Genomic DNA, 22,743 nt, shown 5'->3' with positions numbered 1-22,743 from the left:
CACCATAAAACAATATATATATTTATAATATATTATTTGTTAAATTATTCAATCTGAATTTTGTATAAGCCTATACATAAAGATGAAAATATAAAATCAGCTTGCTCAACGCCTTATCCATTTTTAAAATAATTTTCCAAGCGTATTGTTATTAAATCGACCACTTCATTTTTATCAGCATGGTGAATCAACGCTTGAAGTTGTTTAATATCTAAGCTTTCTATTAAGCTTAATATCGCCCATTCCATACCAAAACAACCAGATTCACTCGGCGGAGATAATCTGATTAAGCGTTTCGCCATTTCCAAAGTAATAGGAAGGTCAAAACTTTGTAAAAGTTGATCAAACTCATCTAATGGAAAATCATCTATTTCTTGACTTTGTTCTGAGGGTAATTTTCCAAGTTGTTCAAGCCTAAAAATCCGTTCTAAGTTATTCATCAAACATTTAGCTCATCATCTCATATTGAATGCCGATATTTTAAATAGAAAAATATGTTTGAGTTGAGTGCTTGTTTATAACTAATTTATGGTAGCGCTGATTTGTGATAAAACTTAACTAAATTCAGTTAACACTTTGTCTACAAACCATTTTGGAAAATATTCCACCGCAGGATTGAGTTTTAAGATTTCAGCTTTTTCGATTTCTGCAATAAAAGCAGCTTTTTCACCATGACTCGAATTATCAAAAATATAAGCGCGATCTGATACTTCTATTGCAGACATCAACAAATCTAAACTGCGAAAATAACGCTCACGAATTTTTTGCTCAGGTACTGCATGACCGCCTGCAAATACACGATATTGCACGCGACCAATATTGATGATCGGATCAACTGTTGCAACATAGTATAAATACGTTTTAAAACCTTGTTTTTGTGCTTCTTTTAAGAATTCAACTTTACTACTATGCGACATGACCGTTTCAAATGTAAAACTGATTTTAAGTTTTAAAAATTCCATGCGGATAAAATCAATAATTCGTGCACACAAATATGAATCAACTTCATGCTGTTCGAAAATGATGAGACCATCATCGGAAATATATGGTTCTGAAGAAAGTAAAGTGACTGAACAATTATTTTGAATGCGTTTCTTTTGTTTTAGAAAATGAATTAATGCTGTTGCAGATAAATCACGATGGTAGTCATCTAAAGATAAACAATGTCTTGCAGACATTTCCTTTTCTAATTCATCTGCATTTAAGTACGCCCCAATTTGATGGGGCGCTAAATAATCTTTAATGGTACTTTTACCCGATCCATTTGGACCAGCAAACATTCTAATTCGGGGTTGACGCATATAATGTTATGCTATCACCTCTTGTTTTTTCTTACGTCTCAAGACACTGTGCTTTAATTTAGGTAGAGCATAAGCTGCTGATAGATCATCTACAATTTTGACTATACCATTATTTTGCTCAACCAATTTTTGCTCTTTGACATAAATGACTGGAGCTTCTGAATGAGTAGCTTCTTTGAAAGCAGCATTAAACGCCTCTACAGCAAGCATTGGAATAGTTGCTTCATCACGTAAAGTGGTTTTCATTGCTGTAAATGTACTCATTGTCCTCACTCCAACATCGTCAATAAGCTGTCTTATTTATAGTAACATAAGCATTATTTTTGTCTATTTATTCAACGCTGCGGACACAAAGAAATTTGTAGAATCTGCACATGAACCACATCCTCTTAAAATCACCATTTTATAAAAGTGATATCACATTTTTACAAAGAAAAAACATGAAAACTCGTGCGTGAACCCTTGAGACTGTTAGCTCGTGACCGCTATACTAGCTCATATATTTATGGAAAGCCTATATGTCTAATGATCTTGAAATTGAAGTCATGCGTGAATCTGCATCTTCAGTGGTTACTATTTTAAAATCCTTAGCCAATACAGATCGTTTGCTTATTTTGTGCCATCTTGCTCAGGAAGAGCTGAATGTATCGCAAATTGAAGTAAAAACTCAAATTACGCAACCTACACTTTCTCAACAATTAATGATGTTACGTAAAAGTGATGCCGTTACAACACGGCGTGATGGTAAGCAAATTTATTATTCTATCAAGGATGAAAAACTTAATATCGTTTTAAAAACCTTATATGAATTGTATTGCCCAACGATATAAGAGTTCACTAAATGTAGTTAAAAAACAAAGTACTATCGATAAGCAGAATTTTTGCAGCTGATTTATTAGCACTTTTTCTGCATAATATATATGAAAATATGATAATGAAGCTGTAATGTCTTTCCCTAAGTTAAAACTCAATACAGTATTCCCAGCTTGGCAATGGTTACAAGATTACACTGCGCCTAAATTTAGGGCAGATCTTCTTGCAGCGTTGATCGTGATTGCAATGCTTGTACCACAAGGTATGGCTTATGCAATGGTTGCAGGTCTACCTCCTGTAACAGGTCTATACGCCAGTATTTTACCCATGATCATTTACGCAATGATTGGCGGTAGTCCAACCCTCTCAATTGGTCCTGTTGCTCTCATCTCTATGATGACTTTTGCGATACTTGAACCTTTATATGAAGTGGGTTCTCCTGTTTATATTCAAGCTGCTTGTCTATTGGCATTATTGGTCGGGATTCTTTCAACTTTGTTGGGTGTCTTTAGGTTTGGTTCTTTAATTCGTTTAATCAGCCACCCTGTCATTAAAAGTTTTATTATTGCTTCTGCTGTACTGATCGCACTGAGTCAGGTCAAATTCATGCTCGATGTACCGTTAAAATCGGGCAATATCATTGAATTTATTCAAAGTGCTTGGCAATACCTTACATTGATTAATGTGATTACCCTGTCTTTTGGCATCACTGCCGTGCTCTTTTTAATTTTTGTGCCAAAACTACTCAATGCTCAATTTTTACAGTCATTTTCAACGTCAATTCAATTTTGGATTAAAGCACTACCTTTATTTTTAGTCTTTATTTCAATTGCTTTGGTACATTTTCTACATATTGACCAATGGGGAATAAAAACTGTTGGAGAAATTCCTTCAGGTTTTCCACCATTAAGCATGCCATTTTGGAGTTGGGACTTAGTCATTCAACTGTTACCTGGTGCAGCAATGATCACAATGGTCAGTTTTGTCGAATCTATTTCAATTGCACAAGCAACGGCATTCCAACAACGTAGTAAACTCAATAGTAACCAAGAACTTATTGCACTTGGATTAGCAAATATTAGTGCGGGTGTGAGTGCTTCATTTCCTGTGACAGGCAGCCTTTCTCGTACTGTTGTCAATGCCGATGCAGGTGCTAGAACACCAATGGCAGGTGTCTTGTCTTCTATTTTCATTGTTATGGTCAGTTTATATTTTACTGGTGTATTTAAAGAACTTCCGTTGGCAATACTGGCTGCAACCATCATAGTTTCTATTTGGAAATTGGTCGACTTCAAACCCTTTATTGAGACTTGGCGTTATTCTAAAGCAGATGGAATTGCCATGTGGGTGACTTTCTTTGGTGTGTTATGTCTAGATATTTCGACAGGTTTAATCATTGGTATCATTTCAACCTTCTTATTATTGCTTTGGCGTATTAGCCGTCCACATATTGCAGTGATTGGCTTGATTGAAGGTACACAGCATTTCCGTAATATTTCGCGCCATGATGTATTAACCAGTGCCAATATTGTGTCTATTCGTATTGATGAAAATCTCACCTTTTTAAATGCCAATACACTGAAAGAATTTGTGATTGCCGAAGTGAGTAAAAATCCAGACTTACACCACGTGGTGATCAATTGTTCCAGTATTAGTAATATTGATTTGAGTGCTTTAGAAACTTTAGAAGAGATTAATACTGAATTAAATAAGTTAAAGATTCAGCTACATTTATCCGAAGTAAAAGGTCCTGTTATGGATCGTCTGAAACAATCACATTTAATGAATAAGTTAAGTGGAAAAATTTTCCTAACCCATTATCAAGCTATGCACCAGTTAGATGCTCAAAATTTTTATCAAATATAAGCACTTATATCGTTTAATTTAAAAGCACCAACAGTTGTTTAATTTTTCTATTTGCAAAAAACTTGCATGTTTTTTAGTGATTTAGTTATACCTTGAAAATTGTGTTTTTTATGTTATTGCTTTTAGGTATAGAATGCTCGGCTTGTTTATTGATTTTAGGCCAGTTTAGGCATTAAGGTTCAAGTATGTTTGCTGCCCTAGCACGTTTAAGTTTAGTTACACGTATCCTCATTGCCATTATTCTTGGTTTTCTTGTTGCATACTTATTTCCAAGTTCAGCTGAATATTTTAATATTTTTGGCGAGCTTTTTATTAAAGCATTAAAATCTGTTGCGCCCATTCTTGTATTTGTATTGGTGCTCGCTTCTATTGCAAATTTTAAAGTCGGTCATGGCGCAGGTAACATTAAACCAATTCTTGGTTTATATGCCATTGGGATGATACTTGCCGCAATTAGTGCGATTATTATAAGCTCAATATTTCCAAGCACATTGGTATTTACACATGCAACAGACGTCACTTTGCAGCCACCAGGAAGTGTCGCAGAGGTACTGAAAAATCTTTTATTGAGCTTTATTACCAATCCAATTTCTGCGCTACACGAAGCGAATTTCATTGGTATTCTTGCTTGGGCAGTTGGTTTAGGTATTGCGCTCCGTCATGGTTCTGACAGTACCAAACAAGTGATTACAGATGTTGCAAATGCCATCAACTCGATTATTCGTATTGTCATTGCATTTGCACCAGTGGGTATATTTGGTTTAGTGGTTGCGACATTCGCTCAAGCAGGCGCAGAAACCCTAAAAAACTATGCTCAACTGATCGCAGTACTTGTAGGAACAATGCTTTTTGTTGCATTGGTCATTAACCCACTTATTGTGGGTGTGGTGATGCGTAAAAATCCGTATCCTTTGGTTTTTAAATGCTTAAAAGAAAGTGGTATTACCGCATTTTTCACTCGTAGTTCTGCTGCTAATATTCCAGTAAATCTTGACTTAGCAAAACGTTTAGGTGTGAATGAAACAATTGCAAGTGTTGCAATCCCACTCGGTGCAACCATCAATATGGCTGGTGCAGCAGTAACCATTACGGTACTGACATTAGCCGCTGTAAATACATTGGGTATTCAAGTTGATCTTGTGACGATGATTATTCTTTCAGTTGTTTCTGTTGTCACAGCATGCGGTGCTTCTGGCGTTGCAGGTGGTTCATTATTGTTAATTCCTGTGGCATGTGGATTATTTGGTATTCCTTCTGAAATTGCGATGCAAGTGGTTGCCATTGGTATGGTGATCAGTGTTTTACAAGATTCGACTGAAACTGCACTAAACTCTTCTACTGATGTCTTATTTACAGTAGCCGTAGATCTTTCTAAAAAGTAATATACATAAAGTATGTGAATAAAAAGAAGGAATTATGCCACTTCAGTATTTACCCATTTGGATTCAGCTCGGCGCTTTCATGCTTGCAGTCAATGCAGGCATGATTAATGTCTTAGGATTGATTACGGTATTACATCAATCCATTTCTCATATGACAGGTAATGCCAGTTTATTGGCTCAAGCCATTATTCACCATCAATTTGATACCATTATCTATCTAACCCTTATTCTGCTCAGTTATGTTTTAGGCTCAAGTTATAGTGGTTTTATTTTAGGTAACAGCCATTTTCAATTGGGTCGCAGCTATGGTATTCCCTTAAGTCTTGTTGGCATCTTTATTTTTCTGTGTTGGTTATTTCTTCCCATATATCCCGAATATGCCTTTCTGTGGGCAAGTGCTGCCATGGGAATACAAAATGCAATGGTGAGCCATTACAAAGGTACGATCATCCGCACCACGCACTTATCTGGCGTACTCACAGATTTAGGTTTAGCTGTTGGTTACGCATTTCGTGGGTTAAACGTCGAAAAACGGCGTGTCACACTACATTTATTGATACTTTTTGGGTTTATTCTTGGTGGAGTGATTGCCAGTTTAGTTCATCCTTATTTACAATTGAATGCATTCCTTGTTCCTGTTGGCTTAAGTTTAATTTTAAGCATGCTTTATTGGTGCATCTATTTTCGGTATCGTTCGATACATAATTAATGGTTGGTTATTGTTATGGTTAAAAATGCCTTACAAGCACAGTTGCTTAAAGCTGGCTTAGTGGATAATAAAAAAGCAAAAAAACTGTCTAAACAGGCACAGCATGAACAGCGCACTGGGCAAAGTGACGAAGCTGCGGTTAAAGCAAAAATTGAACAAGATAAGCAAGATAAACTTTCTAAAGACCAAGCACTCGATTTAGAAAAGAAAAAAATATTGGATGAAAAAGCATTAAAAGCTTCTATTATCCAAATGATTACACAACATAAAATTAGAGATACCGATGGTGAATCTGTTTATCAATTCATTGATGGCTCAATCAAAAAAATCTACATCAATCAACAAATTTATAATGCACTTGTCTCTGGTAGCTTAGTCATCGCCAATGATCACGATGCTTATGCCATTTTACCGAAAGCTTTGGCTGAACGAATCAACGACAAAATGACAGGCTTTATTATTGTTAATAATTCTGAGAAAAATGAACAAATTACCAATGAAGAAGATCCGTATGCTGCTTATGTTATTCCAGATGACTTAATGTGGTAATACATTTTCAAAGATTAAAATAAGCAATATCTAAAGTTTCTAGCCTAATTACCATTGCGTTAATTAGGCTTTTTTTCGATCAAAAACTTAATAATGATTGGGTAAAAAATCAGGACTGCAAGTTGGTCAACAAATAATTCTCGTATTCTATTTTACTGCTATACCGAATAATGATTAAACTATTGGTGTATTTTTCAATTATTTATAAAGTATATAATCAATAATACTTCGGCTTTGTTGCACAAAGATTTTAAAAGTAGAGCCCCCCTAAGCGACTTAAATTTAAGTGACAACTTGAGTATGAGGTCGGCCTAATATTGTAAATTTATTTAAGACTGCCACACTTGCATGAATCTCGTTGACTTGGCTGTCAAAATTCTTGGCACTGAGTTTATCGCCTAATAACTTGATGCAATGCATCTTGGTTTCAACCAAGCTTCGGCGATGATAGCCTGACCATTTTTTCCATAGTATCCTGCCTAAACGTTTAACTGTTCGAAGTAATTCATTTCGCTCCTGAGAATGTGCTTTTGTATCTTTCCAAGGTCTTGCATTTTTTCTGGGTGGAATCACCGCATGCGCTTGTCGATCCGCAATGACTTGACGGCATCTTTTTGTGTCATAAGCTCCATCGGTATTGCTAAAGAAGCCTTTAAGAACAGCTTTGTGCAACAAAGCCATTTAATATATAAAATTTTTATGACTTTTACACATATTCTTATTCAATAAAAACCATTTTCAACCTTAAAAAATTGTTATAAATTAAACAAAATTTGTTGAGTTTATAACATAAAATTATCATTACTGATCTCATCACTTCCCAGTCAAAGCACAACCGCAAGAATGCGAATATGGCGTTCATTAAAGTCAAATGGTGCAGCAACTTTGAGAGATGGTGTCTACCTCTTACCCGCAGTACATTCTGAAAAATTCGAGTCTGTTATTCTTGATCATCTCAATGAACATGGACATGCCTATATCTTTCAGACCGAAGCGCCTGCACATTTAGACCTTGCTCAACTTTTTGACAGGACTGGAGAATATGAAGAACTGAGAACTGAAATTTCACAAATACAAAATAAGCTTGAGGAAAACAAGAAAACAGTACATCTCAAACAAATTCGAAAATTAAGAAAAAACCTCAATTCCCTGATAGAAATCGATTTTTTCCCCAATACCCATCAAAGCAAAACATTAAATGAATTCACTCGATTAGAACATGCCATTGCTCAGTTAGGTGAATACGATGAACCCAATAATTTTGAACAACAATTAAAAGTCCTATTTAAGCAAGATTTTCAAAATAAAATCTGGGCGACCAGAAAGCGTCCTTGGGTTGACCGTTTGGCATCGGCATGGATCATTCAAAAATTTGTAGACCCTCAGGCAAAATTTATTTGGTTAGAGCATCCTAATGATTGCCCTAAAGATGCCTTCGGTTTTGATTTTGATGATGCCCAATTTACCCACATCAATAATCTAGTCACCTTTGAAGTATTAATGCATAGCTTTGAATTACAAAATCCTGCTTTAAATAAAATCGCTGAAATTGTTCATTTTTTAGATATTGGAGGAAATGAGCCTGCCGAAGCCTTAGGCATTGAAAAAATATTACAAGGTCTCAGAAGTACGATCACAAATGATGATCAACTCTTCCATCTTTCGAACCATATTTTTGATGGCTTATATGCCGACTTTCAAAGGAATTTAATATGAACAATAAGCCATCTTTAATAAATGAAATAGAAATTGAATCTATTAGCTTTTGGCAAGCCTTCAAATTTTGGTTAAAACTTGGATTTATTAGCTTTGGCGGCCCTGCTGGGCAAATCGCGGTTATGCACCAAGAGTTAGTAGAAGAAAAAAAATGGATTTCAGAACAGCGTTTTATGCACGCATTGAATTATTGCATGCTCTTACCTGGTCCAGAAGCTCAGCAACTTGCCACTTATATTGGCTGGTTAATGCATAAAACTAAAGGTGGCATCGTTGCAGGGGTATTATTTGTTCTACCTTCTCTTTTTATCCTAATTGGGCTGTCTTGGGTCTATGTGAAATATGGCAACGTTCCGATCATTGCTGGTTTGTTTTACGGCATTAAGCCCGCGGTTGCTGCCATTGTATTTCATGCCACGTATCGTATTGGTAGTCGTTCATTAAAGAACAAATTTCTGTGGGCGATTGCAGTTGTCGCCTTTCTGGCGATATTTATTTTTAATATCCCTTTCCCTTTCATTGTTTTATGTGCAGCGATATCGGGTCATTTAGTCGGTAAAAAACATCCTGATTTATTTAAGGTAAATGCACATCAGTCCAGTCAAAAATCTTATGGCCGTGCCATTATTGATGATGATACCCCTACACCTGAACATGCTATTTTCAAATGGTCTCATCTAATCAAAATAACGGTAATTTCAGCACTTTTATGGGCAATTCCACTCATCTCTTTAACAGCAGTATTAGGATGGAGTCATTCTTATACTCAACTGGCTTGGTTCTTTACTAAAGCTGCACTCCTGACATTTGGTGGCGCTTATGCTGTTCTGCCTTACGTTTATCAGGGCGCTGTTGGTTTTTATCATTGGCTCACCCCAACTCAAATGATCGATGGTTTAGCCCTAGGGGAAAGTACTCCCGGCCCATTAATCATGGTTGTGGCATTTGTCGGCTTTTTGGCAGCTTATAACCATTCACTGCTTGGTGCTGAACATCACTTTATTGCAGGTGCATTAGGTGCAATGATCGTCACGTGGTTCACTTTTATTTTCTCATTTTTCTTCATTCTAGCAGGAGCACCTGTTATAGAATCTACGCATAATCAAATTAAATTCACCGCCCCTTTAACAGCCATTACCGCTGCCGTGGTGGGCGTAATTTTAAATTTGGCACTCTTTTTATGTTACCACGTGCTTTGGCCACAGGGTTTTAAGGGGAATTTTGATTATATCTCTGCCATTATTGCTATTTTAGCTGTAGCTGCATTATTTAAATTTAATCAAAGTGTGCTCAAAGTCATCATCGGTTCTGCTTTAGTGGGTTTAACCATTAAACTTTTACTATAAAGAATAAGCACTAGAGGCATGGATAAAAATCTATGCTTCTTTTGACGCCATTCAAGGTATCTTCTTTCATATAAAAATTAAAGAGTATTCCACCAAACCTATGCCTATTTAACATAACAGGCTTGATTCAGAAAAGCCCCCTATCCCACATAATCATTGCATGAGTCAGAATACTTTTTATTTGCATTAGTTCATTTTGAATAGTACGTGGAGCAACAGTTCGTACACTACCATTTTTTCGCAAATTAACATGGTTTGATATATCAATTGATCTTAGGTTTGAAATACTTACCTTAGCAATTGGAAATTTCTGAATCTGCTTCAAAGTATTTATTTTCGAGATAGTGTAAACACCTTTTACTTCTTCAAAATATTTTTTTATAGCATTTCCTAGATTCACATTTATCAAATCAGAATGACCTTTTTAAATATCAGGATTAAGGTTAATCGCTTTTTCACGATCTTCAATCCATTTTTCTGCTATTCTACGACAGTTGAATGTTTCGCTTTCAATGAAAGTTGGATAGTCTTTTCTGTTGATTCTAATTTCAGCTCGATAGCGAATAGTGCCATCAGTAAGGCTTCTTTGTCTTATTGAACCCATAATTTTACGCCATTTCTGTTTTATAAATTATGGCGTAAATATTGGCGTAATATACTTATTATTCACACAGGTTTTCTCATGTTTTAACATGTCCAAAACCAAATTTATTTCTAACGTAAAATATTGTTTAGAAAATAAATTTTACAAACCCATGATTATTAAAGAAATTCACATAAAGTTAGGTAAACTATGCTGCAATGGTTTGAAAAACTAGTAGACCCCTATCCAACCAAAGGTTTAAATGAACCACTGCCAACAAAATTTTTCCCTTTTGTATGGCAAGCCGCGACTGGTGTAAAGCGCTACTTAATTGCTCTAATCCTGCTTACAGCAGCAACGGCAACTTTTGAAGCTTTGTTTTTTGCACAAATTGGGCATCTCGTCGATTGGCTTACCCAATCAAAGCCAGACACATTCTTAACGCTTCATAAAAATAACTTAATCATACTTTCTTGTATTTTAATTGCTAATATCTTCTTTTCTAGTATGCAATCTATTATTAGACATCAGATTTTGTATAGTAGCTTCCCAATGCGCCTGCGTTGGCGTTTTCACAACCTTTTACTTAGACATGGATTAGATTTTTTCCATAATGATTTTGCGGGCCGTTTATCTGCAAAAGTAATGCAAACATCACTCGCTGTACGTGAGTTCTGGGTCATTTTGGGCGATATGGTGACTTATGTCGTCATCTACTTCATCACCATTAGTGTGGTATTAGGCTCAATTTCGCCAATTTTGCTCATTCCACTATTTCTATGGTTAGTCCTTTTTGTAAGTGCTGCTCTCTATTTCATTCCGAAATTAGGTAGAATTTCTAAGGAACAAGCAGATACTCGCTCGATTATGACTGGACGTGTAACCGATGCTTATACCAACATTCAAACCGTCAAACTCTTTGCACATGCGGGTCGTGAAAGCCAGTATGCAAAAGATTCTATGAAAGATTTCATGCGCACTGTGTTTAAGCAAATGCGTCTTGGTACTGCGTATGAGTTTTGTATTAACTTACTTACCGCAGTTTTATTCTTTGGCGTTTTGGGTACGGCTGTTTGGTTGTGGTTACAAGGTCAAGCTGCTATTGGTGTAATTGCAGCAACCACAGCAATGATTTTAAAATTGAATAGCATGGCTGAGTTTATGATGTGGCAAACATCGGCTTTGTTTGAAAATGTTGGGACAATACAAGATGGTATGCAAACCCTTGGTCGCCCAATTAAAATCCAAGACAAACCCGATGCAAAACCACTGACTGTTTCACAAGGGAATATTCAGTTTTGCGATGTCAGTTTTGCTTATAACAATAAAAATGTGATTGATCATTTTAATTTAAATATTAAAGCAGGCGAAAAAATTGGCGTAGTCGGACGTTCTGGCGCAGGTAAATCTACATTGATTCAGCTTTTATTACATTTTTATGATGTAAATCAAGGAAAAATCATCATTGATGGGCAAAACATACAAGATGTGACCCAAGACAGCTTGCGTAAAAATATTGCACTTGTCACACAAGATACATCATTGTTGCATCGTACAGTCGCAGAAAACATTAAATATGGTCGCCCAGATGCAAGCGACGAAGAAATGTATGAAGCTGTTCGTAAAGCCAAAGCAGATGAATTTATTCCGCAATTGTCTGACTTACGCGGCCGTACTGGCTATGAAGCCTATGTCGGAGAACGTGGTGTAAAATTGTCTGGTGGTCAAAGACAACGTATTGCAATTGCACGAGTCTTCTTAAAAGATGCGCCGATTTTAATTTTAGATGAAGCAACTAGTGCCTTGGACTCAGAAGTTGAAGCTGCAATTCAATCGAGTTTAAATGAACTCATGCAGAATAAAACCGTCATTGCAATTGCACATCGTTTATCTACCATTGCACAGATGGATCGTTTAATTGTTTTAGATCAAGGTCATATTGCAGAGCAAGGTACACATGAAGAACTTATTGCTCAAAATGGAATCTATGCTCAATTATGGCAAAGACAAACAGGTGGCTTCTTAGTTGAACAAACTAAAAAAGTAGTACCCGATTCCGAAGATGAATAATATTTAATTTGTATTACTCAACTTGCGATCATAAAAAAGCCGTCATGTAGCTACAAATGACGGCTTTTTTACAACATGACTTATTATTGAATTTGAGAATTAAAACACTGCGATAAAAACGCAATAAAATTACTCTTTAGGTGAAATATGTGTATTTTTCATACCATTATTCAATTTATTTAAAAAATGTACAAAAGTTACTTTATCATCAAATAGAAAACCTTCAAAAGTTTGACGATAAAATTCGTAAATTTTTAACTGTAATTCCTCCCAAAACACATGTCCTTGTGTAGTAAGCATGACTTTTTTTGCACGGCGATCTTGCTGATCTGCCAAACGAATCACATGCGAATCACGTTCAAGCCGTTTTAAAAGACCATCTAAATTTTGGCGGCTTACCCCCAAATATTCAGTTAAATCTGAAAATAACATCCCTTCCCTGACTTGCTCTCTAGACAATGCACCTAAAACAGCCCAATGAACTGGAGAAACCCCAAGTTCCTTACTACTCATTCGATCTAAAGTATTTCCCAACTGAAATAATCTGAAAACTAAACGGTTATTGATGGCATATAAATTAGCATCTTGACTGCTAACTTGTTCATTCGACATTACAAAATCCAATTTTTTATCATTTTTTTAATAGAAACATAGATTTTTATTACATCTCTACCGCTAAACTGTTTTTATTCTTACATACTTCCGAGATGAAGAATACCTTTTATCTCGGTTCAACTATAAAAATGACGTTTCAATCTTTTAATCATATCTACGTCATGAAAAGATATTCATAATCAGAATCTTCAATCGCCACGTATGATCCATATCAGCAATAAATAATAAAAAACACCAAGAGACGCCTCAATTTATTTATCAGCCTAAACACTATTCTCTAAACAAGAGAATTTAAGCATTTTTGCTTATAAATAGCATGCATGTATTTTAATAATATATCAATATATTGACATATATTCAAAATAACTCCTCCCATACTCAATCTTAATAATTAAATATATTTATTGCGTGAAAAATATTGTTTTTATTTTAATTTTTTATACTTTAGTCTACAAACATAAACCTAAATATATTTTAAATAATATAATTAGCTGTTTTATATTGATTTAAATTAAATTGCATGAAAATATATATCAACATGTTGACATTTATTTTTAATTTCATATAGTCAGTAAATCGCATTTAAAAAATAAATCTTCAAGTTTAAAACTTTAAACCAAATGCAGGAAGCACGCTTGGTATGACTATATTTTTTAATATATATGCCAATAGTTTTACATAAAATATAAGTACGGAGCACTTATGCAGTACATTGATGTACAAAAAACGGTTGATGATGCCAAACTCAATAAATTTCATCTAAAAGTTCTATTTTGGTGTTTTCTAATCATTGTGATCGACGGTTATGATATTGCTGTTGCAGGCGCTGCGATTCCATCCATCATGGAAGAAATGCAAGTGAGTGCTTCAACTGCGGGCTTTATGGCAAGCTCTGCATTATTTGGCATGATGTTTGGTGCAATTTTTTTTGGTGGCTTATCTGAAAAAATCGGACGTCGTTGGACAATCGCAATTTGCGTATTTTTATTTAGCGTTTTTACTGCTGCGGCAGGTTTATGCGACGACCCTGTTAGTTTTAGTATTTTACGTTTTATTGCAGGTTTGGGCATTGGTGGTGTGATGCCCAATATTGTGGCGCATATGACTGAATATGCACCCAAAAAAATCCGTAGCTTAATGACCACGGTGATGTTTTCTGGTTATGCAGTGGGTGGAATTTTGGCTGCTGCTTTAGGTAAACAGTTTATTGTTGAATATGGTTGGCAAGTTGTATTTTTTGCTGCTGGCTTCCCTATTCTGCTGATTCCATTGATCTTCAAATTCCTCCCTGAATCTATGAATTATTTGGAAAAGCATAAAAAAACAGAAGAGTTAAACAACATTGTCCAAAAAATCGAACCAAGCCTTGTTATAGATTCAAATACACGTCTTAAATTTCCAGATGCAATTCCAACGGAATCAGTTCCTATCGCCCAATTGTTCAATGACGGCCGCCTACTGAGTTCTGTAATGTTCTGGGTGGCTTTTTTCACTGGATTGTTCATGATTTACTCCCTCAGCACATGGTTAACCAAACTTATGGCGCTGTCTGGTTATAGCTTAGGTTCAGCGCTTAGTTTTGTGATCGCTTTGAATGTAGGCGCAGTGATCGGTTGTGTCATCGGTGGCTGGTTAGCAGACCGTTTCCACATCAAATGGGTTTTAGTCACCATGTATTTCTTGGGCGGTGTCTTCCTCTATATGATGACCTTCGATAATTCACAAACCATGCTTTATATCATTATCGCTGCGGTTGGAGCATGTTCTACTGGTGCACAAATTGTAGCGTATGCATATTGCGGGCAATTCTATCCAAGCAATATTCGTTCTACAGGTATTGGTATGGCTGGTGGTGTGGGTCGTTTAGGCGCAATTTTAGCACCTTTGATTATCGGTTATATTGTTGCACTTAACTTACCTTTAGAACAAAACTTTATGGTGATTGCTGCTGCGGGCATTATTGGTGCGATCGGTTTAGCATTTATTAACCATGATAAAGCTGCTGCTTAGCATCTGTGCATCATTATAGAAACTAAAATATGAATGAGTGTGAACTTTAGCAATTCAATGATGATGAATATAAAAATCTAACAAAAATTTGCTTCAAAAAAGAGTTCCATATTATGGAACTCTTTTTTATGTTGTATTTTGATACTTTTCAATACTAATCGCTGATTATTTTTACATCTTTTCATATAGTGAACATGTAACACCGTTATGAGCATATGAATACATCACATCTGGACGCACATAATGTTCGCGACAAGACACACAGTGATAAACTGTCGCAACAGGTGTGCTTGCATTGCGAACTTGTCGTACCATCGTAATGGGTATCCAATAGACAGGAAAAATTTCAATTATATCGGTGAAAAATTAAAGCTGTGCATAATCTAGAATAGGTTAGGACATCTGCAATGTTCTTTTGAATACCTGATTTGTGACTGACAATTGATCCGGTAGTTTTCGTATCCGTTATTTTTTATAATAAAATATCCGCTACATCACATGGATATAGCGGATTAGACTTGCGGTTTGAATTTAGCTTAATCTGCAGAAATATCTTCAAACAATACAGAAGATAAATAACGCTCACCTGCATCTGGCAGAATCACAACAATGGTTTTTCCTGTATTTTCCGGACGTGCTGCAAGCTGAGCTGCGGCTGCCAATGCAGCACCACTAGAAATCCCTACAAAAATACCTTCTTGAGTGGCACTCTTACGGGCAAAATCAATCGCAACTTGGTTTTCAATCGCAATCACTTCATCGACCAAACTTAAATCTAAATTTTTAGGAATAAAGTTTGCACCAATGCCTTGAATTTTATGTGGTCCAGGTGTCAAAGTTTCACCACGTATCGTCTGACCAATAATAGGTGAATCCGTAGGCTCAACAGCAACAGAGTGAATCGGCTGCTTTTTAACATTTTCAAAATAACTTGAAATACCAGAAATTGTACCGCCAGTACCTACACCTGCGACCAAAATATCGACTTTACCGCCAGTCGCAGCCCAAATTTCAGGTCCTGTGGTCAGTTCATGAATCTTTGGATTGGCTGGATTTTCAAACTGTTGTGGTAAATAGTATTTTTCAGGCTGTTCCGTCGCTAAACGCACTGCTTCATCTACAGCACCTTTCATTCCTTTCGCAGGTTCAGTTAAAATAAGATTCGCACCTAATGCTTTAAGGACTTTACGACGCTCAATACTCATACTAGCAGGCATCGTTAAGGTAATTTCATACCCTTTTGCAGCTGCAACAAATGCCAATGCAATCCCAGTGTTACCACTGGTTGGCTCTACAATGTGCATGCCTTGTTTAAGTAAGCCTTTTTCTTCTGCATCTGTAATCAGTGCAGCACCAATTCGATCTTTGACTGAAAATGCTGGATTACGGCTTTCAATTTTAGCGAGAACAGTTGCACCGCCTACGGTTAAACGATTGATACGCACCAATGGTGTATTACCAATCGCTTCTGCGTTGTTGCTATAAACGGCAATACCTAAATTTTCTGTTTTAGGGAAATTAGCATCAGTCGTCATGATCTTTCCTTGATGGTTTATATAATGATATTCATCCTATCATATCGCTTTTTCATGATTTTTTGATATTCTCTAAAAATATTTACGCTTATTTACTTATATGAATATGTGAAATGTTTATTCTATAAATCATAAACTTAGCATTATCATTAGACTATTTGCCTGAATCGTCATCAAATCTGCTTGCACATCTGTATAAGATTTAAAGCATAATAGACTTTGTTAATACTTTATAAATGGTTTGTATTATCGTAAACAACGATAATTTATTAACTGACCTTAATCCTATTGAAAATATTTTGAGAATCACATGGCAACAAATGCTTATCAAAAATTTTATCGTCAATTTACTAAAAAAGTTTTAGATAAAATTGTAAGCCCACAAATTTTGGGTGATACACAAGCACTTGAAAATAAAATAAAAGATGATACTTCCAATACATTACCTATTTGTTATGTGATTCAAGATGACTCTACGTCGAATAAAGTTTTAATTGATAATGAAACTGAAAAGCGAAATTTAAACCCTGCTTTTGCCCCATTGGTACTAGGTAATTATCAAGAGGATGATTCATTTCTGGCCTTAGAAGCGAGTAAATCCAATGCCTCAGCCTATTATCCAGATAAACTGATTCGTCTTGTAGAATACTTACTCAAACATCCTGACGCCGATGTTTTATTGGTTCCTGTAACGATTTTATGGGGACGTGCGCCAGAAAATGAAGACAGTTGGTACAAAGCTTTAATGGCTGATGCTTGGACGAAACCTACGGGGATTAAACAAGCGATTAACATTACTTTATATGGTCGTGAAAATTATATTGAGTTCCATCAAGCCATTTCATTAAGAAGTTTGATCGATTCAGCACTCGAAGTTGCACCAAACTTTGCCCCTGCTCATTTTGTCGTAACTGAACTGAATAAATCATTTAATCAGTATAAAGAAGCTATTTTAGGCCCTGATTTATCAGACCGTCGCAATGTCATTAACAAACTTATGATTTCTGATGCGGTTAAACAAGCCATTCTTTCTGAAAGCATCCACAAAAAAATAAGTGTGAGCCAAGCTGAAACCCTAGCCCATGGTTATTTAGATGAAATCGTCTCGGATTTTTCTTATTCAACGTTACGATTCGCAGAAATTGCATTAACAAAATTATGGACGCAACTTTATGATGGCATTGAGGTACATAATTTTGAAACGGTGCGTGAGCTCGCCAAAGATTATGAAATCGTCTACACCCCTTGTCATCGCAGCCACATCGACTACTTATTGTTGTCTTTCGTAATTTATAAGCGTGGGTTGATGGTGCCACATATCGCAGCAGGTATTAATTTAAATATGCCTGTCGTTGGACAATTGATGCGTGGTGCAGGTGCTTATTTTATTCGCCGTAGTTTTAACGGAAATGCATTATATACAGCTGTATTTAAAGAATATATTTACAGCATGCTAAACCGTAACACGCCTCTAGAATACTTTATCGAAGGTGGACGCTCACGTACTGGACTGTTACTTCCTGCCAAAAAAGGCATGCTTGCAATGACGATCCAGAGTTATTTACGTGGCAATAGTAAACCAATTGCCTTTATTCCCACATATTTTGGTTATGAAAAACTTATGGAAGGTTCTTCATATATCAAAGAGTTAGGCGGTCAGAAGAAGCAAACGGAATCACTATTTGGTTTATTAAAATCGATTCAGAAAATTGAAAAAGTATTTGGTTTTGTGCATGTGAATTTTGGCGAACCTATATTCTTAGATACTATTTTAAATAAACATCAAGCACCTAAGCATGTTGCATTGCAAGATGAATTACCTGAATCTGTAAAATTGTCCATTGATGATGTCGCAAATGAAATCTTAGAAAATATCAATAAAGCGGTGGTGATTAACCCTGTTAGTTTGATTTCATTGGTTTTATTAAATGCGCCAACGCAGTCGCTCTCTGAACGAGATGTTTTATTGCGTTTAGAACAATTTCGAAAATTACTCATGCATCATCGCTATGATGAGCGTATGAAAATGACTGAGCTTTCAAATCATGAAATTATTCAATACGCTGTGAAGCTCAAACAAGTTGAATTTATTGAACATGATAATGAGCGCTGGGTAAAAGTTGCAAATACACAAGGTGCGCTACTTAAATACTTTAGTAATAATATTATCCATACCTTTATGTTGCCTGCCTTAATTGCAAGCCAATTAAAAAACCAGTTGGAACAATCTATTACGACAATTGAATATTCTGAATTAATCAATTTTATTATTGAAAATTATCCAGATATGCAAAAGCAATTTTATTTGAAATGGGATGTTTCTGAAGTTCAGACTGAAATCGAGCAATTATTAAAATATTTTGTTGCTGAACAATTAATTACTATCGAAAATCAAGAGATTCATATTTCACAATCTGATGAAGCCTTAAGATTAATTACTGCATTTGCACATTTATACACAGTAAACCTACAACCACAAGCTGAATAAGTCGTTATTGACCAGCTTAATTTAATAACTAAGCTTCAGTTAGTCATACAAGCTATGTGATTTAAATCATTATGAATCCAATAATCAATACTAAATTGATCATTGGATTCATTTTTAATTTCTATTTTTGTGATACACAAATGTTATAATTAAATTAAACTTTAGATTTTAAAAGCAATAAAACCATAATAATTTAGCATTTGGGTAAAGCTTTTCACTTGACTAAAACCCGATTGCTGATATAAATCAAGCATTTGATTTGCACTCACAATATGAAAATCTTGCCCTAAGCGTTCAATCATTGCTTGGCTTTGTTTTTCTGCAAGCCCTGTTTTTAATACCATGATTTTTAGAGTTTTTAATTCAGCTTCTGAGTCTATTTGTGTTAAATCTACGCTAATACATAAAGCTTTAGATTTCAAACTATTGGCAATGTCGGTAAAAAATGCGGCTTTACTTACGACAGGTACAAAATGTGAAACTAAAATCGCAAGTGCAGCATCAAATTTATATTCAATTGCACTTAAAACAGTAGTATCACCTTCCACAAAATTGACACGCTGTGATAAACCTAAAGCTTCAATATGTTGTTTGGCTTTTTGCAACATATTAATTGCAGGGTCAATTGCGGTGAATGACCAGTGCGGAAATTGCTCAAGCAAATATTGCAACTCATATCCTGTGCCACACCCCACAATTAAAATATGCGCTTGTTCACCCAAATACGTTTCTAATAAAGCATGAACTTGGGAATGAATAAGTTCATAGCCTGGAATTAATTTACGAATATGCTCATCGTACCCATCCACAACCATCGGATTATTAAAATCTTTCGCCATAATTCATCCTTTTACATTGAGCAATCAATCTTATTGAAACTATTATTCAAAAGAAATAATCATGATTAATTCTTTTTGGTTTTAACCGCTTGCAAGCAAAAATCTGCAATTTGTTTTACAAAATACTCTTTGTAGGTTTGGTCAAATCTATTTGTTTTAGCAATACTTAAAGGTTCAATCACCACAAATGTCATCGCCCCAACAATGCATAATGCAGCGGTATTTAAATCTTCAAAAATAAACTCACCAGAATGACGACCTTCAGTCAAAATTTTGATAATACTTTCTTTAATCAATTGTTTACTCTGAAAACGCTCTAACTCAAATTTAGGGTCGACAGGTTCAAAAAGTAACGAATAAGATAAACGCGGACTATTCATAGCGCGTTTAACAAAAGTGGTCACAGCGCGATGCAATTTTTCTAAAGCCGTTTGCTGTGAATGGGCAATATCATTCAAAATATTAACTTCGATATGAATTGCAGCATTTAAAACTTCAATCAAGACTTCATTTTTATTTTCAAAATAACGATACACCAAACCACTCGAAATACCAGCCCGATCTGCAATCACTTGAATTTGTGCATCTTTAAATCCACCCTCTGCAACCAACTCACGTGCTGACTTTAAAATCATCTCACGATTTTGTTGCATTTTTTCTTCCATCACAGAGGATCTTTTGTAATTCGTAACGATGAGCAATTCCTTTTAACATTAAAATACAATTCTCTAATTCTACAGTGCTTTTTAAGCAAAGCAATCAAGACTTTATATCTAAGGTCTGTTGAGATTTTAAGTTTAAATTTTATTCTATAACGGTTGCCAAATAAATATATCAGATAAGCATAAAGCTGATTTTTTCAATCTTGTTTTTTGATTTAGGATTAAAGCTTTATTTAAAGATTCATTAAATTTTTTGCAGAAATCATCCAAAATGCAGAATAATTCGGTAAGATGCTCTATGAAAAGCCTCACCTTTAAATATTTTGTCTTATCAAACAATATTTCACATTCATCAAGGCTCTTTTATACCTGTTTTTACGTCGAACTCAAGTTAATTAAATAGCCTAGATTGAAGGACATTGAAACAGCGTCACCAGCTGTTTCTCCAAAGGTGGTCGCAAAAATTTTTGTGATCCAAAAGATGAGCGTTATTTGTGGCACTTTTGATAGAAATTTTGAATGATCAATTTTATTCATTACAGACGGCTTTTGAAGGAGGATAATTTATCCTCCCACCTGGGGCTTAAACACAAATTAAAATATGCTTCAAAATGTAACAACAACATTAAACACAACTTCATTAAACGGCTTTACTAATAAATAAGTTAAACCAAATATTTAAAATAGTTGTAATTTGAATGATTCTCTACAAAAACATAATTTTGCTTTTGAAAAAAATGAGCACCAGAAGTTCCATCAGTATGTAAGCACAAAGCTGAAAAATTTGCTTTCGCACGTTTTTCAAGCTCCTGTAATAATCCTCGACCTAATCCTAATTTACGATAATTTGGCATGACATAGAAACGACGTACGCGCCCAATACGACTCGGTTCACCATTATCACTCATTTGAATATTCAACCCGCCACAAGCGACCAATTTTTCATCGTCATAAGCCAATAGTAAAAATTCACCATGTGCATTAAATAGGTTTTTTTCTTGTTGATATTCATCAACTAATCTCTGAATATGCTGAAAACCTTCTTTATGTGCAGACTCTGCTAAAATATGAATCTGCTCAGGTAAATAATCTGCTTGTTCGATAGAAATACTCACACAACCTCCATTTATATCTTTTAACTTTACTCATATTTTTCAAAAACTCATTGAATTTTATTCAACAAACTACTGTAAAGCTGAGCATTGGTGTAAACTTTGCTTTTTTTAACATTGATGTGATGAAGAACATGGCTACAGTTGATCTTTTTGCAATTGGTAATGCACTCATTGACCAAGAATTTAAAGTGTCTGATGAGTTTTTAACTGAACAAAATTTGCAAAAAGGCACCATGCAATTGACAGATGGTGACACTCAAACTCAACTATACAATAATTTAAAAGCCAGTCAAAATTATAAAGGTCAGGCTTCAGGTGGTTCTGCTGCAAATACAACCGTTGCTTTCTCTGCTTTAGGGACTTCAGCATTCTACGCTTGTCGTGTAGGTAATGATGATTTAGGTAAAATTTATTTAGATGGTTTAAATGAAGCAGGCATTAAAACGTCTATAAAATCGATCAGTCAAGGTGTAACAGGTACCTGTATGGTACTGGTCAGCGATGATTCTGAACGTACAATGCACACATATTTAGGCATTACAGCTGAACTTTCAGATGTGCAAATGGACTTCGAACCATTAAAAACTGCCAAATGGTTATATATCGAAGGCTATTTATCTACCAGTGATTCCGCACGTGCAGCTGTAAAAGTCGCTCGTCAAATTGCCAAAGAAAATGGCGTTAAAATTGCTTTAACACTATCAGATCCTGCAATGGTGCAATATGCACGTACAGGTTTAAATGAACTTATTGCAGATGGTGTCGATTTAATTTTCTGTAATGAACAAGAAGCCATGATGTATACAGAAACTGACTCTGTAGACGCTGCATTGGCAAAATTGAAATTACTAAGCAATGATGTTGTCATTACACTGAGTGCAAAAGGTGCTTTAGTATCTAACCAAGAACATCACTTCCAAGTTGCAGGTCGTAAAGTGACTGCTGTTGATGCCAATGGTGCAGGCGATGCTTTCGCAGGCGCTTTTCTTTATGGTTTAAATGCGGGAAATAGTTTAGAAACAGCTGCACAACTTGCGATTCTTATTTCAAGTGAAGTTGTTTCAAAATTCGGGCCTCGTTTAAATGTTGCTGAATATGCAAACTTGCTTGAAACATTCAAAAAGGACTGCGCATAAATGTCTGA

At 35.4% G+C, this 22,743-nt stretch carries 21 protein-coding genes and 3 pseudogenes; 11 read left to right on the top strand and 13 right to left on the bottom strand.

What is annotated here, in order from left to right; genetic code table 11:
- Nucleotides 1-113 precede the first annotated feature (113 nt).
- The 3 genes from ACG94X_RS01970 to ACG94X_RS01960 form a co-directional block, all read right to left on the bottom strand.
- Nucleotides 114-440: a hypothetical protein gene (locus tag ACG94X_RS01970; protein WP_419382054.1), complete on the bottom strand. Its 327-nt coding sequence runs from the start codon at nt 438-440 to the stop codon at nt 114-116.
- A gap of 114 nt (nt 441-554) precedes the next feature.
- Nucleotides 555-1,301 carry an ATPase gene (locus ACG94X_RS01965; protein ID WP_419382053.1) on the bottom strand — a complete coding sequence of 249 codons (747 nt, stop codon included), beginning with the start codon at nt 1,299-1,301 and terminating at the stop codon, nt 555-557.
- Between the two features lie 6 nt (nt 1,302-1,307).
- Entirely contained in the window at nt 1,308-1,565 is a 258-nt protein-coding gene (locus tag ACG94X_RS01960) for a hypothetical protein (protein WP_419382052.1), read from the bottom strand.
- Between the two features lie 254 nt (nt 1,566-1,819).
- On the opposite strand from ACG94X_RS01960, the gene ACG94X_RS01955 reads away from it, so the two are divergent.
- The 5 genes from ACG94X_RS01955 to ACG94X_RS01935 all read left to right on the top strand — a co-directional run bounded on the left by ACG94X_RS01955 (nt 1,820) and on the right by ACG94X_RS01935 (nt 6,620).
- Nucleotides 1,820-2,131: an ArsR/SmtB family transcription factor gene (locus ACG94X_RS01955; protein WP_419382051.1), complete on the top strand. Its 312-nt coding sequence runs from the start codon at nt 1,820-1,822 to the stop codon at nt 2,129-2,131.
- Nucleotides 2,132-2,246: 115 nt separating this feature from the next.
- Nucleotides 2,247-3,980: a SulP family inorganic anion transporter gene (locus ACG94X_RS01950; protein ID WP_419382050.1), complete on the top strand. Its 1,734-nt coding sequence runs from the start codon at nt 2,247-2,249 to the stop codon at nt 3,978-3,980.
- Between the two features lie 185 nt (nt 3,981-4,165).
- On the top strand, nt 4,166-5,362 hold the full coding sequence (sstT, locus tag ACG94X_RS01945) for a serine/threonine transporter SstT (protein WP_419382049.1): 1,197 nt from the start codon (nt 4,166-4,168) through the stop codon (nt 5,360-5,362).
- A gap of 34 nt (nt 5,363-5,396) precedes the next feature.
- Nucleotides 5,397-6,071 (top strand): YoaK family protein, encoded by a 675-nt coding sequence (locus ACG94X_RS01940; protein ID WP_419382048.1) that lies wholly within the window; start codon nt 5,397-5,399, stop codon nt 6,069-6,071.
- 15 nt (nt 6,072-6,086) lie between these two features.
- Entirely contained in the window at nt 6,087-6,620 is a 534-nt protein-coding gene (locus tag ACG94X_RS01935; protein ID WP_419382047.1) for a DUF2058 domain-containing protein, read from the top strand.
- Between the two features lie 282 nt (nt 6,621-6,902).
- Here the strand turns inward: ACG94X_RS01935 and ACG94X_RS01930 are convergent.
- A pseudogene (locus ACG94X_RS01930) lies at nt 6,903-7,256 on the bottom strand (transposase); the annotation flags it as partial.
- Nucleotides 7,257-7,409: 153 nt separating this feature from the next.
- Between ACG94X_RS01930 and ACG94X_RS01925 the strand changes: the two are divergent.
- Nucleotides 7,410-8,336, top strand: a complete 927-nt coding sequence (locus ACG94X_RS01925; protein WP_419382307.1) for a chromate resistance protein ChrB domain-containing protein — start codon at nt 7,410-7,412, stop codon at nt 8,334-8,336.
- Complete coding sequence (chrA, locus tag ACG94X_RS01920; RefSeq protein WP_419382046.1) at nt 8,333-9,682, top strand: chromate efflux transporter; 1,350 nt, start codon at nt 8,333-8,335, stop codon at nt 9,680-9,682. Before ACG94X_RS01925 ends, chrA begins: the two co-directional genes overlap by 4 nt.
- A 424-nt stretch (nt 9,683-10,106) precedes the next feature.
- Here the strand turns inward: chrA and ACG94X_RS01915 are convergent, their stop codons facing one another.
- On the bottom strand, nt 10,107-10,286 hold the full coding sequence (locus tag ACG94X_RS01915) for a hypothetical protein (protein ID WP_419382045.1): 180 nt from the start codon (nt 10,284-10,286) through the stop codon (nt 10,107-10,109).
- 189 nt (nt 10,287-10,475) lie between these two features.
- Between ACG94X_RS01915 and ACG94X_RS01910 the strand changes: the two genes are divergently transcribed.
- The gene (locus tag ACG94X_RS01910) at nt 10,476-12,335 is read left to right on the top strand and encodes an ABC transporter ATP-binding protein (protein WP_419382044.1); all 1,860 of its coding nucleotides are present in this window, start codon (nt 10,476-10,478) and stop codon (nt 12,333-12,335) included.
- Between the two features lie 129 nt (nt 12,336-12,464).
- Here the strand turns inward: ACG94X_RS01910 and ACG94X_RS01905 are convergent, their stop codons facing one another.
- Nucleotides 12,465-12,947, bottom strand: a complete 483-nt coding sequence (locus ACG94X_RS01905) for a MarR family winged helix-turn-helix transcriptional regulator (RefSeq protein ID WP_419382043.1) — start codon at nt 12,945-12,947, stop codon at nt 12,465-12,467.
- 705 nt (nt 12,948-13,652) lie between these two features.
- Here ACG94X_RS01905 and ACG94X_RS01900 point away from each other — a divergent pair.
- Complete coding sequence (locus tag ACG94X_RS01900) at nt 13,653-14,960, top strand: MFS transporter (protein WP_419382042.1); 1,308 nt, start codon at nt 13,653-13,655, stop codon at nt 14,958-14,960.
- Nucleotides 14,961-15,131: 171 nt separating this feature from the next.
- On the opposite strand, the gene ACG94X_RS01895 is transcribed toward ACG94X_RS01900, so the two are convergent.
- Complete coding sequence (locus ACG94X_RS01895) at nt 15,132-15,275, bottom strand: hypothetical protein (protein WP_419382321.1); 144 nt, start codon at nt 15,273-15,275, stop codon at nt 15,132-15,134.
- A gap of 221 nt (nt 15,276-15,496) precedes the next feature.
- Complete coding sequence (gene cysK, locus ACG94X_RS01890) at nt 15,497-16,495, bottom strand: cysteine synthase A (protein ID WP_419382041.1); 999 nt, start codon at nt 16,493-16,495, stop codon at nt 15,497-15,499.
- A gap of 310 nt (nt 16,496-16,805) precedes the next feature.
- Here cysK and plsB point away from each other — a divergent pair, with 310 nt between their 5' ends.
- Nucleotides 16,806-18,983: a glycerol-3-phosphate 1-O-acyltransferase PlsB gene (gene plsB / locus ACG94X_RS01885; RefSeq protein ID WP_419382040.1), complete on the top strand. Its 2,178-nt coding sequence runs from the start codon at nt 16,806-16,808 to the stop codon at nt 18,981-18,983.
- 161 nt (nt 18,984-19,144) lie between these two features.
- Here plsB and ACG94X_RS01880 read toward each other — a convergent pair whose 3' ends face one another.
- The 5 genes and pseudogenes from ACG94X_RS01880 to ACG94X_RS01860 all read right to left on the bottom strand — a co-directional run bounded on the left by ACG94X_RS01880 (nt 19,145) and on the right by ACG94X_RS01860 (nt 21,599).
- Nucleotides 19,145-19,822 (bottom strand): class I SAM-dependent methyltransferase, encoded by a 678-nt coding sequence (locus ACG94X_RS01880; RefSeq protein WP_419382039.1) that lies wholly within the window; start codon nt 19,820-19,822, stop codon nt 19,145-19,147.
- Between the two features lie 65 nt (nt 19,823-19,887).
- Complete coding sequence (locus tag ACG94X_RS01875) at nt 19,888-20,475, bottom strand: TetR/AcrR family transcriptional regulator (RefSeq protein WP_419382038.1); 588 nt, start codon at nt 20,473-20,475, stop codon at nt 19,888-19,890.
- A gap of 177 nt (nt 20,476-20,652) precedes the next feature.
- Nucleotides 20,653-20,784 (bottom strand): annotated as a pseudogene (locus ACG94X_RS01870) (IS982 family transposase); the annotation flags it as partial.
- Nucleotides 20,785-20,877: 93 nt separating this feature from the next.
- Nucleotides 20,878-21,021: pseudogene (locus tag ACG94X_RS01865) on the bottom strand (hypothetical protein); the annotation flags it as partial.
- A gap of 128 nt (nt 21,022-21,149) precedes the next feature.
- On the bottom strand, nt 21,150-21,599 hold the full coding sequence (locus tag ACG94X_RS01860) for a GNAT family N-acetyltransferase (RefSeq protein ID WP_419382037.1): 450 nt from the start codon (nt 21,597-21,599) through the stop codon (nt 21,150-21,152).
- Between the two features lie 131 nt (nt 21,600-21,730).
- On the opposite strand from ACG94X_RS01860, the gene ACG94X_RS01855 reads away from it, so the two are divergent.
- Nucleotides 21,731-22,735 (top strand): adenosine kinase, encoded by a 1,005-nt coding sequence (locus tag ACG94X_RS01855; protein ID WP_419382036.1) that lies wholly within the window; start codon nt 21,731-21,733, stop codon nt 22,733-22,735.
- The last annotated feature ends 8 nt before the right edge of the window (nt 22,736-22,743 follow it).

The sequence above is a fragment of the Acinetobacter psychrotolerans genome (assembly GCF_048552595.1).
Classification (GTDB): Bacteria; Pseudomonadota; Gammaproteobacteria; order Pseudomonadales; family Moraxellaceae; genus Acinetobacter.
This window is presented reverse-complemented; position numbering and strand designations above follow the sequence as displayed.